This window comes from Pseudomonas sp. LBUM1651 (assembly GCF_059716135.1).
This window is the reverse complement of sequence record NZ_CP166805.1, coordinates 1,717,648-1,731,548: the sequence shown is the minus strand read 5'-3', so window position 1 is coordinate 1,731,548 and position 13,901 is coordinate 1,717,648. Positions and strand designations below refer to the sequence as shown.

General features: G+C 59.9%; 15 protein-coding genes. All 15 read right to left on the bottom strand.

The window, feature by feature from the left end:
* Window positions 1-53: 53 nt before the first annotated feature.
* The 15 genes from flhF to fliJ all read right to left on the bottom strand — a co-directional run bounded on the left by flhF (window position 54) and on the right by fliJ (window position 13,899).
* Window positions 54-1,382 (bottom strand): flagellar biosynthesis GTPase FlhF, encoded by a 1,329-nt coding sequence (flhF, locus tag ACA066_RS07980; RefSeq protein ID WP_497698782.1) that lies wholly within the window; start codon window positions 1,380-1,382, stop codon window positions 54-56.
* Between the two features lie 11 nt (window positions 1,383-1,393).
* Window positions 1,394-3,523 (bottom strand): flagellar biosynthesis protein FlhA, encoded by a 2,130-nt coding sequence (gene flhA / locus ACA066_RS07975; RefSeq protein WP_497698781.1) that lies wholly within the window; start codon window positions 3,521-3,523, stop codon window positions 1,394-1,396.
* 257 nt (window positions 3,524-3,780) lie between these two features.
* Window positions 3,781-4,920 carry a flagellar biosynthesis protein FlhB gene (gene flhB, locus ACA066_RS07970; RefSeq protein WP_497698780.1) on the bottom strand — a complete coding sequence of 380 codons (1,140 nt, stop codon included), beginning with the start codon at window positions 4,918-4,920 and terminating at the stop codon, window positions 3,781-3,783.
* Window positions 4,921-4,922: 2 nt separating this feature from the next.
* Window positions 4,923-5,705, bottom strand: a complete 783-nt coding sequence (fliR, locus tag ACA066_RS07965) for a flagellar biosynthetic protein FliR (protein ID WP_497698779.1) — start codon at window positions 5,703-5,705, stop codon at window positions 4,923-4,925.
* Between the two features lie 3 nt (window positions 5,706-5,708).
* Window positions 5,709-5,978: a flagellar biosynthesis protein FliQ gene (gene fliQ / locus ACA066_RS07960; RefSeq protein WP_214381536.1), complete on the bottom strand. Its 270-nt coding sequence runs from the start codon at window positions 5,976-5,978 to the stop codon at window positions 5,709-5,711.
* Window positions 5,975-6,733, bottom strand: coding sequence for a flagellar type III secretion system pore protein FliP (fliP, locus tag ACA066_RS07955; protein WP_497698778.1), 759 nt, complete (start codon window positions 6,731-6,733; stop codon window positions 5,975-5,977). The genes fliQ and fliP overlap by 4 nt, the downstream gene beginning before the upstream one ends.
* Window positions 6,733-7,170 (bottom strand): flagellar biosynthetic protein FliO, encoded by a 438-nt coding sequence (gene fliO / locus ACA066_RS07950; protein ID WP_214381532.1) that lies wholly within the window; start codon window positions 7,168-7,170, stop codon window positions 6,733-6,735. Before fliO ends, fliP begins: the two co-directional genes overlap by 1 nt.
* Entirely contained in the window at window positions 7,171-7,629 is a 459-nt protein-coding gene (fliN, locus tag ACA066_RS07945) for a flagellar motor switch protein FliN (protein WP_008151080.1), read from the bottom strand.
* Window positions 7,630-7,698: 69 nt separating this feature from the next.
* Window positions 7,699-8,667 (bottom strand): flagellar motor switch protein FliM, encoded by a 969-nt coding sequence (gene fliM / locus ACA066_RS07940; RefSeq protein ID WP_008024584.1) that lies wholly within the window; start codon window positions 8,665-8,667, stop codon window positions 7,699-7,701.
* Window positions 8,668-8,676: 9 nt separating this feature from the next.
* Window positions 8,677-9,177 (bottom strand): flagellar basal body-associated protein FliL, encoded by a 501-nt coding sequence (fliL, locus tag ACA066_RS07935; protein WP_497698777.1) that lies wholly within the window; start codon window positions 9,175-9,177, stop codon window positions 8,677-8,679.
* A 218-nt stretch (window positions 9,178-9,395) separates the two neighbouring features.
* Window positions 9,396-10,757 (bottom strand): flagellar hook-length control protein FliK, encoded by a 1,362-nt coding sequence (locus tag ACA066_RS07930; protein ID WP_497698776.1) that lies wholly within the window; start codon window positions 10,755-10,757, stop codon window positions 9,396-9,398.
* Window positions 10,758-10,839: 82 nt separating this feature from the next.
* On the bottom strand, window positions 10,840-11,208 hold the full coding sequence (locus tag ACA066_RS07925; protein ID WP_497698775.1) for an Hpt domain-containing protein: 369 nt from the start codon (window positions 11,206-11,208) through the stop codon (window positions 10,840-10,842).
* A gap of 30 nt (window positions 11,209-11,238) precedes the next feature.
* The gene (locus ACA066_RS07920) at window positions 11,239-12,945 is read right to left on the bottom strand and encodes a SpoIIE family protein phosphatase (RefSeq protein WP_497698774.1); all 1,707 of its coding nucleotides are present in this window, start codon (window positions 12,943-12,945) and stop codon (window positions 11,239-11,241) included.
* Window positions 12,946-12,950: 5 nt separating this feature from the next.
* The gene (locus tag ACA066_RS07915) at window positions 12,951-13,256 is read right to left on the bottom strand and encodes an STAS domain-containing protein (protein WP_214381522.1); all 306 of its coding nucleotides are present in this window, start codon (window positions 13,254-13,256) and stop codon (window positions 12,951-12,953) included.
* A gap of 193 nt (window positions 13,257-13,449) precedes the next feature.
* On the bottom strand, window positions 13,450-13,899 hold the full coding sequence (gene fliJ / locus ACA066_RS07910) for a flagellar export protein FliJ (RefSeq protein WP_497698773.1): 450 nt from the start codon (window positions 13,897-13,899) through the stop codon (window positions 13,450-13,452).
* Window positions 13,900-13,901: the final 2 nt, after the last annotated feature.

Genomic DNA, 13,901 nt, shown 5'->3' with positions numbered 1-13,901 from the left:
GAACAATGCATGGCAGACCATCGATGTAGGTACAAAAACTGTTCATTAATACCTCAGCCAACCTGCTTGGTCGGGCTGTGGTAAATATCAGCGAACATGTCAGCCATGGCTTCTTCGCTGGGTTCTTCCTGCATTTGCACGCTGACGGCACGGCTCACCAGCTGATGACGACGCGGCAGATGCAAATCATCCGGAATCCGCGGTCCATCGGTCAGGTAAGCCACCGGCAACTCATGACTGATTGCCAGGCTCAACACCTCGCCCAGGCTTGCCGTTTCATCCAGTTTAGTCAGGATGCAGCCAGCGAGCCCGCAGCGCTTGTAACTGTGATAGGCGGCGGTTAAAACCTGTTTCTGGCTGGTGGTTGCCAGAACCAGATAGTTTTTTGATTTGATGCCACGACCGGCCAGGCTTTCGAGCTGCATGCGCAGTGCCGGATCGCTGGCCTGAAGGCCTGCGGTATCGATCAGCACCACACGCTTGCGCAGCAACGGATCCAGCGCCTGCACCAGGGACTGGCCCGGGTCGACGTGGGTTACCGACACGTTGAGGATCCGGCCCAGGGTCTTGAGTTGTTCCTGAGCGCCGATGCGGTAGCTGTCCATGCTGACCAGCGCGATGTTCTGCGCGCCGTACTTGAGCACGTAACGGGCCGCAAGCTTGGCCAGCGTGGTGGTCTTGCCCATGCCGGCAGGGCCGACCATGGCAATCACGCCGCCCTCTTCCAGTGGCTCGACTTCCGGTGTGGCGATCATCCGCGCCAGGTGCGCCAGCAACATGCGCCAGGCCTGACGGGGCTCTTCAATGTCGGTAATCATTTCCAGCAGATCGCGGGACAACGGGCCGGACAAACCAATGCGCTGCAAGCGACGCCAAAGGTTGGCCTGGGCCGGACGGCTGCCTTGCAGCTGATTCCAGGCCAGGGAACCGAGTTGTACTTCCATCAGTTCGCGCAGGCTGTTGAGTTCGAAACGCATCGAATCGAAAGCCCGCGGATCGACACCGCCGGAAGCTGGCACGGGGGCCGGCGCTGCACGACGGGGTTCAGTGTAGGTCGGTTCGATCAGCGGTTCGGCGGCGGTGAGTGGCAGACCGGCGAACAACTGGCGATTGGTGGACTTGTCGCTCTCGCCCTCGCTACGCAGGCTCAGTTCGGCCTGGGCGGTCACGATCCGCGACTGGGTCTTGCGCAGCTCGTCCTCGAGTTCCATGTTCGGAACACGCGGGGCCAGCGCCGACAGTTTGTAATCGAGGGCAGCCGTCAGCTCGACACCACCGGCGATCCGGCGGTTGCCAATGATGGCGGCATCAGCGCCCAGTTCATCACGAACCAGCTTCATGGCCTGACGCATATCGGCGGCGAAAAAACGCTTAACTTGCATAAACCACTACCTCAGCCGTTGGGCCCTACTGTCGCAACGATGGTCACTTGCTTGTTGTCAGGGATTTCCTGGTAAGCCAACACATGCAAACCCGGGACTGCCAGTCGGCCAAATCGCGACAGCATCGCGCGAACCGGACCGGCCACCAGCAGAATCACCGGTTGACCTTGCATTTCCTGACGCTGCGCCGCTTCGATCAACGAGCGTTGCAGTTTTTCAGCCATGCTTGGCTCCAGCAGAACGCCCTCTTCCGAGCCTTGTCCTGCCTTCTGAAGACTATTGAGCAATATTTGTTCCAACCTTGGCTCAAGAGTGATAACTGGCAGCTCCGACTCAGTCCCTACAATGCTTTGGACGATTGCACGGGACACGCCGACGCGTACGGCGGCCACCAGCGCGGCAGTATCTTGACTCTTGGCCGCATTGTTCGCGATCGCCTCGGCGATGCTGCGAATGTCCCGTACGGGCACCTGTTCGGCCAGCAACGCCTGGAGCACCTTGAGCAGCTGCGACAACGACACCACGCCCGGCACCAGTTCCTCGGCCAGTTTAGGCGAGCTTTTGGCCAGCAACTGCATGAGTTGCTGCACTTCTTCGTGGCCGATCAGCTCACTGGAGTGCTTGTACAAAATCTGGTTCAAGTGGGTTGCCACTACGGTACTGGCATCGACCACGGTGTAACCGAGGGATTGTGCCTGCGCACGCTGGCTGATTTCGATCCAGACCGCTTCCAGACCGAAAGCCGGATCTTTGGCGGTGATGCCGTTGAGCGAACCGTAGACCTGACCCGGGTTGATCGCCAGTTCCCGATCCGGATAAATCTCCGCTTCGGCCAGGATCACCCCCATGAGAGTCAGTCGATAGGCACTTGGCGCGAGGTCGAGGTTGTCACGGATATGCACAGTCGGCATCAGGAAACCCAGGTCCTGGGACAGCTTCTTGCGCACGCCTTTGATACGCGCCAGCAACTGACCACCCTGGTTGCGATCCACCAGCGGAATCAGGCGATAGCCGACTTCCAGGCCAATCATGTCGATCGGCGTCACATCGTCCCAGCCAAGCTCTTTGGTTTCCTGAGCGCGGGCCGGCGATGGCAGCAGCTCCTGCTGACGCTTGACCTCTTGCAAGGCCTGAACCTTGACGGTGTTCTGCTTCTTCCAGAACAGGTACGCGCCGCCGGCCGCGAGGGCCGCCATGCTCAGAAAGGAGAAGTGCGGCATGCCGGGTACCAGACCCATGACCGCCATCAAACCCGCCGCCACGGCCAGCGCCTTGGGCGAGGCGAACATCTGGCGATTGATCTGCTTGCCCATGTCTTCCGAACCGGAAGCACGAGTCACCATGATCGCGGCGGCTGTCGATAACAGCAGTGATGGCAATTGCGCCACCAAACCGTCACCGATGGTCAACAACGCGTAAACCCTGCCAGCATCACCGAAGGTCATGCCGTGCTGGAAAATGCCGACCGCCATACCGCCGATCAGGTTGATGAACAGAATCAGCAAACCGGCGATGGCATCACCGCGTACGAATTTGCTGGCACCGTCCATGGAGCCGTAGAACTCGGCCTCCTGGGCCACTTCCATCCGACGCATTTTGGCTTGGTTTTGATCGATCAGACCGGCGTTCAAATCGGCGTCGATCGCCATTTGTTTGCCGGGCATCGCATCGAGGGTGAAACGCGCGCTCACCTCGGAAATCCGCCCGGCACCCTTGGTCACCACGACGAAGTTGATGATCATCAAAATCGCGAAGACCACGATACCAACCACGTAGTTACCGCCGATCACCACCTCACCGAACGCCTGGATCACCTTACCGGCGGCGGCATGACCGTCCTGACCGTGGAGCATCACCACCCGCGTGGAGGCCACGTTCAGCGCCAGCCGCAATAGCGTTGCCACCAGCAGAATGGTCGGGAACACCGCGAAATCCAGCGGCCGCAGGGCGTAGACGCAGACCAGCAACACGACAATCGACAGCGCAATGTTGAATGTGAAGAACACGTCCAGCAGGAACGGAGGCACCGGCAGCATCATCATGGCCAGCATGACCAGCAGCAACAACGGCACACCCAGATTGCCCCGACTCAGGTCGGCGACGTTTGTGCGGGCACTGTTGATAAACTGAGAGCGATCCACCGGTTTTCCCCGTTCCTTTAAAGCAAACTTTTGACGCCCGAAGCAGGCGCAGAGCGGCTACTGCAAGAAGCCTTCCAACTTTTGCCGGGGGTTTGGAACAGAGGGGTTTATCAGGGGGATTGTGCTGTCTGTGCTGACGCCTTCGCGGGCAAGCCTTGCTCTACAGGTTTTGTGTTGCTCGCAATTGTCCCAAACGACACAAAAACTGTAGGAGCAAGGCTTGCCCGCGAAGGCGTCGGCATGGCCAGCGCAAAAACTCAGGAATCGCGCCGCAGATCCGGCGGAATCGGCAGGTCATCCTTGAGCGGCTCAGGACGCTTGCCCTTGCCAGCGCGGTGCTGGCGGATCTGGTAGACGTAAGCCAGCACTTGGGCGACGGCAAGGTACAACCCGCCAGGAATTTCCTGCTCCAGCTCGGTGGAGTAATAGATCGAACGCGCCAGGGCTGGCGACTCCAGCAGCAACACTTCATTGGCCACGGCGATTTCGCGGATTTTCAGGGCCACGAAGTCACTACCCTTGGCCAGCAGCATCGGCGCACCGCCTTTTTCCGGATCGTACTTGAGCGCCACGGCATAGTGAGTCGGGTTGGTGATCACCACGTCGGCCTCGGGAATCGCTGCCATCATCCGCCGCTGGGACATCTCGCGCTGCAACTGGCGAATCCGCTGTTTGACCTCCGGTTTCCCCTCCTGATCCTTGTGCTCGTCGCGCACTTCCTGCTTGGTCATCAGCAGTTTCTTGTGGCTCTGGTAAAGCTGCACCGGAACATCCACCGCCGCGATCAGAATCAACCCGCACGCCATCCACAATGTGCTCCAGCCCACCAACTGAACGCTATGGATGATCGCCTGTTCCAGCGGCTCATGGGCAATGCGCAGCAAGTCATCGATGTCCGAACGCAGGACGGCCAGTGCGACGAACAAGATCAGCAGAAACTTTGCCAGCGCCTTGAGCAGTTCGATCAAGGCCGTACTGGAGAACATCCGCTTGAGCCCCGCCGCCGGGTTCATCCGGCTGAATTTGGGCGCAAGGCTCTTGCCGGCGAACAACCAGCCGCCCAGGGAAATCGGCCCCAGAAACGCCGCCAGCAGAAGCAACAGCAATATCGGCTGGACCGCCAGAATGGCGATCTTTCCCGAATGCAGCAGGTACTGCCCCATCTGCCCAGGATCAAGCAACACATCCCGTGGCAGGGAGAAGTTCAGGCGCATGATTTCCAGCAGATCCAGCGCCACTCCGCCACCGTAGATCAACAACCCCCCGGCGCCCGCCATCATGGTTGCCAGGGTATTGAGCTCTTTGGAGCGGGCAATCTCGCCCTTGTCCCTGGAGTCCTTTTTTCGCTTCTCCGTGGGGTCTTCTGTTTTGTCCTGACCGCTCTCGCTCTCGGCCATGGCTAGCGCGCCTGCGCCATGTCACGTAACAGCTGCAGAGCCTCGGTAGCCAACGGCTGATACTGATTGAGAATGTCGCCGAGACCGACCCAGAAAATCACCAGCCCCAGCACCAGGGTCAGGGGGAAACCGATGGAAAAAATGTTCAACTGCGGCGCCGCCCGCGTCATCACGCCGAAGGCGATGTTAACCACCAACAACGCCGTGATCGCCGGCATTACCAGGAGCATCGCCGCGCCCAGCACCCAACCCAGCTTGTTGGCCAGTTCCCAGAAGTGATTGATCAGCATCGCACTGCCGACCGGCAGGGTGGTGAAGCTCTCCGTGAGCACTTCGAACACCACCAGATGCCCATTCATACCGAGAAACAGCAGGGTCACGAGCATCGTCAGGAACTGCCCGATTACCGCCGCCGACACACCGTTGGTAGGGTCGACCATCGAGGCGAACCCCATCCCCATCTGTATCGAAATGATCTGCCCGGCGACGACAAACGCCTGGAAAAACAGCTGCAGCGTGAGCCCCATCAATGCGCCGATAATGATCTGTTCAGCGATCAGCAGCAGTGCGCTCAGGTCCAGCGCATGAACCTGCGGCATCGGTGGCAGGCCCGGCACGACAACCACTGTGATCGCCAGGGCGAAATACAATCGCACACGGGTCGGCACCAGGGTCGTGCCAAAGATCGGCATGGTCATCAGGACTGCGCCGATGCGAAACAGCGGCAATATGAACGAAGCGACCCAGGTACTGATCTGGGTGTCGGTCAGCTGCAGCAGTGACATGGCTTAGCCGATGACCCGAGGAATATTGCCGTACAACTGCAGGATGTATTCCATGAAGGTCTGCACCATCCACGGACCGGCGACGATCAACGTCACCAGCATCACCAGCAGGCGCGGCAGGAAGCTCAGTGTCTGTTCGTTGATCTGGGTGGCGGCCTGGAACATCGCCACCAACAGCCCCACCAGCAAACTCGGAATCACCAGCACGGCGACCATCATGGTGGTCAGCCAGAGCGCTTCACGAAAGATGTCTACCGCAACTTCCGGCGTCATGGCGAGACACCGCCGAAGCTGCTGGCCAACGTACCGATGATCAACGCCCAACCATCCACCAGCACGAACAGCATGATCTTGAACGGCAGGGAAATGATCAGTGGCGAGAGCATCATCATACCCATGGCCATCAGCACACTTGCCACGACCAGGTCGATGATCAGGAACGGAATGAAGATCATGAAACCGATCTGGAATGCGGTTTTCAATTCAGACGTGACGAAGGCCGGCACCAGGATGGTCAGTGGCGCCTGATCCGGCGTCGCGATGTCGGTGCGTTTGGACAGGCGCATGAACAGCTCCAGATCGCTGCTGCGCGTCTGGGCCAGCATGAAGTCCTTGATCGGCACCTGGGCCTTGGCCACGGCATCCTGCGCGGTGAGTTTTTCCGCCAGATAGGGCTGCAAGGCATCCTGGTTAACCCGGTCGAACACCGGCGCCATGATGAACAGCGTCAGGAACAGGGCCATGCCGGTGAGGATCTGGTTCGACGGCGTCTGCTGCAAGCCCAGGGCCTGGCGCAGGATCGAGAAGACGATGATGATCCGGGTGAAACTGGTCATCAGCATGACGAACGCCGGAATGAAACTCAGCGCCGTCATGATCAGCAGGATCTGCAGGCTGACCGAGTATTCCTGAGCGCCCTGGGCATTGGTGCCCAGGGTGATCGCCGGGATCGACAACGGATCGGCGGCGAAGGCCAGCGGCGTGGCCAGCATCAGGGCCAGCGTCAAGATGATGCGTAGCGCACCCATTACTTCTTATCCTTCTGGTCCTTGCCCATCAGCTCCATCAGGCGCTGGGCAAACTCCGGGGTCGCTTTCTCGGTGACCGGCACCTGCACCGGCTCCTTGAGCACATGCAAAGCGGTGATGGTGCCAGGGCTCAAGCCGAGCAGAATCTGCTCATTGCCAACCTGCACCAGCATCAAACGGTCACGCGGGCCCAGCGCGCGGGAGCCGATCAGTTCGATCACCTGTCCCTTGCCGGCCGGCCCGGCCTGCTGGACCCGGCGCAACAGCCAGGCGAGGAAGAAGATCAACCCCAGCACCAGCAGCAAACCGAGCACCAGTTGCGTCAATTGTCCCGCCACACCACTGCTGACTGCGGGTGCCGCGGCAGCAGTCGCCACCGGCTCGGCCGCCAGAACACTGAACGGCAAGGCCAGCACTAACCCCAGAACCTTTTTCACTCAGCGCAGCTTCTTGATACGTTCGCTTGGGCTGATCACGTCGGTCAGGCGGATGCCGAACTTCTCGTTGACCACCACCACTTCACCGTGAGCGATGAGCGTGCCGTTGACCAGCACATCCAGCGGCTCACCGGCCAGACGATCGAGCTCGATCACCGAACCCTGGTTGAGTTGCAGCAGGTTGCGGATGTTGATGTCGGTGCTGCCCACTTCCATGGAAATCGACACCGGGATGTCGAGGATCACGTCCAGGTTCGGACCGTCCAGCGTGACCGGATCGTTGTTTTTGGGCACGCTGCCGAACTCTTCCATCGGCAGACGGTTGGACGGCGAGCTCGCGGCGTCGGCGGCCAGCAAGGCGTCGATGTCGTCCTGCCCGGCGTCGCCGGTTTCTTCCAGGGCCGCAGCCCATTCATCGGCCAGCGCCTGGTCGTCCTGGGTATTCATGTCGTTAGCCATCATGTGTCCTCGGCGGGCAACCCTTGAACGGGCTGCCGTCAGTTAATAGCGAATGGGGAGCAGCGCCGCTTAACGGCGCTCGATCGGCTCGATCACTTGCAACGCGAGGTTGCCTTTGTGCGAGCCCATCTTGACCTTGAACGCAGGCACGCCGTTGGCGCGCATGATCATTTCTTCCGGCATCTCGACCGGGATAATGTCCCCCGGCTGCATGTGCAGAATGTCGCGCAGACGCAACTGGCGACGGGCAACCGTGGCACCGATCGGCACGTCAACGTCCAGCACATCCTGGCGCAGGGCATTGACCCAGCGCTCATCCTGATCGTCGAGGTCCGACTGGAAGCCGGCGTCGAGCATTTCACGCACCGGCTCGATCATCGAGTACGGCATGGTCACGTGCAGGTCACCGCCACCGCCATCGAGTTCGATGTGGAAAGTCGACACCACAATGGCTTCGCTCGGGCCAACGATGTTGGCCATTGCCGGGTTCACTTCCGAGTTGATGTACTCGAAGTTCACTTCCATGATCGCCTGCCAGGCTTCCTTCAAATCGACGAATGCCTGCTCCAGCACCATGCGAACCACACGCAGCTCGGTGGGAGTGAATTCACGCCCTTCGATCTTCGCGTGACGGCCGTCGCCGCCGAAGAAGTTGTCCACCAGTTTGAACACCAGCTTGGCGTCAAGGATGAACAGCGCGGTGCCGCGCAACGGTTTGATCTTGACCAGGTTGAGGCTGGTCGGCACGTACAGCGAGTGCACGTATTCGCCGAATTTCATCACCTGCACTCCACCGACGGCAACGTCCGCCGAGCGGCGCAGCATGTTGAACATGCTGATGCGGGTGTAACGGGCGAAACGCTCGTTGATCATTTCCAGGGTCGGCATGCGTCCGCGGACAATGCGATCCTGGCTGGTCAGATCGTAGCTTTTGACGCTGCCGGGCTCGGCAGCGGTATCGGTCTGTACCAGACCGTCATCGACGCCATGCAACAGCGCATCGATTTCATCCTGGGACAGCAGGTCCTGCACGGCCATGTCGTGTTCCTACTGCAGTACGAAATTAGTGAAAAGCAACTGTTCGATGACCACTTTGCCGAGCTCTTTCTGCGCCACTTCCTGCACGCTGGCGGTCGCCTTCTGACGCAACATTTCCTGACCGACCGGCGACGCCAGGGTCGCGAAATCCTGCCCGGAGAACAGCATGACCAGGTTATTGCGGATCACCGGCATGTGGACTTTGAGCGCATCCAGATCAGCCTGATTGCGGCCCTGCATGGTGATGCTGACCTGCATGTAGCGCTGACGGCCGTTCTGGTTGTAATTGGCCACGAAGGCCGGCGCCATGGGCTCGAAGATCGCTGGCTGCTTGCCGACCGGAGCGACTTCAGCCGCGGCGGCAGGTTTGCTCTGGGCGCTGTGCATGAAGAACCAGGTCGCCCCCACGGACAAGCCGATCGCCAGCAGCAGGGCCACCACGATCACAATGATCAGCTTGATTTTGCCTTTGGTTGCGGGGTCTTTTACTGCTGCTTCGCTCTTCGCCATGCCAATAATCCGTCACTATTCGGGTTTTCACAGTCGCACGGCAAGGCAAGAGCAAGTGTTATGCCATGTAGGAGCGAGCTTGCTCGCGAAGAATTTGAGAGCGGCGTTTTTTTTCAGAAAGAACGCGTTATCGTTCACGTCCATCGCGAGCAATCGAGCGTCGACCGGCTGCTCCTACAGGAGGTGATCGTTCCCGCGCGGGAACGATCGAAGAGAAGTCAGGCGTAGTAGTCGACCGCGCTGGAACCGATGACACTGGTCGTGCCGGCCGCCACTTCGGCAACAGTCGGCGCGAGTTCTTCATCCATGCCGTCGAGACGACCGCCGCTGGCGTTGGTGCGCCCGCCCTGACTTTGTTGAGCCTGGTCCTGACCTTGCCGAGAGCCACGGGACTGGTCGGAGACGTTGACGTCAACCTGACCCATACCCTGCTGCGCGAACATGTCTCGCAAGCGATGCATCTGGCCATCCAGCGCTTCGCGAACGCTTGGGTGCGCACTCATGAAGGTCACCTGGGTCTGCTGGTCCGGGACCATGTTCACCCGAATATCGAGGCGACCCAGTTCGGCAGGCTGCAACTGGATATCGGCCGCCTTGAGGTTGGCACTAGACAGGTACATGACCCGGTTCACCACTTCTTCGGTCCAGCCGCTCTGATGCATGGCAATCGGCTGATTCACCGGTATGGCATTGGCGGTTTTCGGCGTGGCAGCCTGGGTCAGTGCAGCCAGACGGTTGGCGAAATCATCGACGCGGGTATCGCTGGTGGCAGACTTCAAATCCTTGAGGCCATCATCGATCAACCCACTGAAAGCTTTCTCGCCACCCTGGCTGGTACTGTCCTTGTCAGCCTGCACATCGAGCATGCCAGCCATACCGGCGGCAAAGTTCTGCGCCGAGGTAGGCTCGCCATCCGCCTGGGTCTGGGTCTGGGCCTGCGTCGGCGCTGCCTTGGGCTGTGCCTGGCTGGCAGCCGAAATATGCCCGCCCTGCTCCATGGCCATGCGCACAGCCGGGAGAGCATCGAGAGGATCGGCCTCGGGATCGAAATCGCTATCCGCCGCTGCAACAGGAGTCTGCGCCGTCGTCGTCACTGCTGGAGCGACAGCTATTTCCACTTGCGGTTGCTCAGTGGCGACCACAGGGGGCGCCTCCGCAACAGGCGCCGTCACGACGGGTTGCAACTCTGGCAGCAATGAAGGATCAAGGGCCGGATCGGCGGGCGCAGTGTCGGCCACCGGCGTTTCGGCGGCATCCTCGCTGGCGGCCTTGTCGTCGCTCGGCGCCGGTTTATCGGCGGGCAAGGATTTGCCGCTATCGGCAACCGTCGGTTCCGGGGCGGCAGACTTGTCGTTGCCGACGCTCTTTTTATCGGGGCTGTCCGGGGTTTTATCACGCACCGGCTTCGCCGATCCATCAGAGGCCGAAGAGGGTTTGCTCTGGGCCTGAGTGGCGTAAACCTGAGCGAAGCTGGACGCCTTGTCCCCGGGCTCAGCGGCCGGCGCCGGTGTATTGGCGGAGGCGGCTTGAGTCTTGGCCTGCGCGGCGGCCTGAAGAAGAATATTGGGGGTAACGGGCATGAAACGGTCTCCGCTGCACTGGGATCGTAGGTACAGTTGCGGTGATACCTGCAAGGGTTGAGCCAGTTTTTCGGAGGAAGCGCTAAAAGCGCCGGACGGTCGCCTCAGTCGGTGAAGAGCGCTGTCGCTCCGCCTCGTACAACGGCCGGACAATAGCGAACTCGCCGTCGATTTCAACAAGCAGTTTTTCAATGCCTGAAAGGTTTTTATTCTTGGCTCGCTGCTCCAGCTCATGGCACAGCTCGGCCAGGCGAACGGCACCCATGTTACTGCTGCTGCCCTTGAAACTATGAGCAGTATTCATAAGCTGCGCGGCATCTGCAGCCTTGTGCAACAGACCTAAGCGCTCTTCGGAATCGGCGAGAAAAGTATCCAGCAACGTCGGATACTCATCCTCCATGACCTCTTGCAACGCGCTCAGCACGTCGCGGTCCAAATGTGTGTCAGCCACTTGCTCACTCCTTGATCAAGAATGCGCGGATTATGCCAGAGCCTCCCAGAAAAATTCCACGCGGGCACTTCGACCTTCGTCGGACCAGCTGGCGTTGCGGCTCAACTGGCGGATCAGACTGACACCACGTCCCGACAGACGGATGCCATCAACAGGGCGCGCCATCACTCGCTCGACATCAAACCCCTTGCCGCTGTCTTCGACCCGAATCGTCAGGCAACCGCCGTCGTCCTTTGGCGCAACCTGCAAATGCACCCGGACATAGCCGTCCTGCAGCTCATCCAGACGCGCATTGCGCTGCTGATAATAGCGGGTAAAACCCGAAGCATCGCGTTTCAGGCTCGAATCCAGACCCAGCACGCCGTGCTCCAGCGCATTGGAATACAGCTCCGCAAGCACACTGTAGAGCGCCCCGCTTTGCGCGCGCAAACCATGGACCTCCAACAGCAACTGCAAAAGATACGGCAGCGGATTAAAGCGTTTCAGGGTATCGGCGCGGAACTCGAAACTCACCGACCAGTCCAGCGGGCAGGACTGGCCGCTATCGGAATAGACCGGGGCCGACGGACTCAACTGCGCCGCATCAAGCAGGCTGACTTCGACCATGCTGACATCGTCGCGAGCCTCACCGCCAAAATCCCGCAGCGCCTGCTCGATCTCTTCGAAAAGCTGGTCGGGCTGACGGTTGGCCGCAAACACCTGTTGCAACCGCTCAACACCAAACAACTGCTCATGGGCGTCGCAGGTGTCGATGACCCCGTCGGACAACAGGAAGACCCGGTCGCCGACAGCCATCGGAAACACTTCAGTGCGATCATCGAAGGTCTGCGGACTCAACACGCCAAGGGGCAAGTGCCGCGACTTCAGTGGCGTGCGCTCGCCGCTCGCAATGTTGTGCAGATAACCGTCCGGCATTCCGCCATTCCAGACTTCCACCGAGCGTCGCTGAAAGCTCAGGCACAGCAGCGTTGCACAACAGAACATGTCCACCGGCAGGATGCGCTTGAGCTTGGCGTTCATCTCGCGCAGGGTTTCCGACAGGCCGTAGCCCTTGGCGGTCATGCCGTAGAAGACTTCTGCCAGCGGCATGGCCCCGACGGCGGCCGGCAAGCCATGGCCGGTGAAATCGCCGAGCAGCACGTGCATGTCGCCGGCCGGCGTAAATGCCGCCAGCAACAGGTCGCCGTTAAACAGCGCATAGGGCGATTGCAGGTAGCGGATATTGGGGGCGTTCAGGCAGCCGGAATGGGCGACCTTATCGAATACGGCCTTGGCCACACGCTGCTCGTTGAGCAGGTAATCGTGATGCTTGGCGATCTGGTCTCGCTGCTCCAGCACGGTGGCCTGCAACCGCCGCAAGCGGTCCATCGCCTTGATTTTGGCGGCGAGGATCACCTGGTTGTAGGGTTTTGCCAGAAAGTCGTCGCCGCCGGCTTCAAGACAGCGGGCCAGCGCCTCGCTTTCGGTCAGCGAGGTCAGAAAGATGATCGGCACCAGGGCTTCCCCAGCCAGCGCCTTGATCTGCCGCGCAGCCTCGAAACCGTCCATCACCGGCATCATGGCGTCCATCAAGACCAGTTGCGGGCGTTGCTGGCGAAACGCTTCGACCGCTTCGGCACCGTTGGCCGCCGTCAGCACTTCGTGGCCCTGGCGACGGACGATACTCGACAGCAGCATGCGATCGGCCGCGCTGTCTTCAGCGATCAGTATCGTCAGCGGTTCGAACAACGATTGCATGGCCGTCACGCCACGTCGAAGATCTGTTCGAAGTTGGAGATGGCGAGAATCTTGCGCACATCGGCGTTGGCGTGGGTCAACGTGATCTCGGCGTTTTCGCCACCGGCGTGATCACGCAGCAGCAACAACATGCCGAGCGCTGAACTGTCGAGGTAAGTGGCGTCCTTCAGGTTCACTTCAAAGGACTCGGGTTTTGGCTCAAGGTTTTCGTAGGATTCACGAAATTCCTGATGTTTGGCGAAATCGAATCGTCCTCTGATCGATATCGTCAGTTTTTGTCCATCCTGGGAGACTTCTGTAACGACTGACATTGAACGGCTTCCTTGTCATTGGCGAACGTACGTGTACAAGGTTTAGCACTTGGCGGGGATGGGGGCAAGTGTGTAGGAGCGAGCTTGCTCGCGATGGTCGTCAACGATAACACTGTAATTCTGATGTTTCCCGTGCGCTCTCAGCTTCATCGCGAGCTAGCTCGCTCCTACAGGGAATGCCACCACGCAACAATCAATACGGACTCTCACGCGGCAACCGCTGCGACAACTCGTCCAGCAGCTTCTGCTCGCGCTTGTCTTCCAGCTGCCGCGCCTCGTCGGCGTAGCGCTGAACCAGCTTGCGCAAGCCTTCGACCCGAGCAAACGCCTGCTGCCAGGTGTCCCGCGCCTTGTTCAGATTATTCTGATGCCACACCAGGCTTTGCCGCTGCTGATCGATGGCGACGCCCAGTTGCGCAAGAAAGCCCTGATAGCCCAGCAGCCATTGGCCCGAAACGCCGCTGCTGCCACGAATGATCCACTGCTCCTGATAATCCAGACGAAAGGCCTCAAGGTCGGCGAGTTTGCTTTCAGCCAGACGAACCTGGCCTTGAAAGTGGCCCAAACGCTGTACGGCGTTTTTTTCGGCCTTCTCGGCCATTTCGACCACTGGTGCCAGACGCCCTGCCCGACTCTGGGCCATAA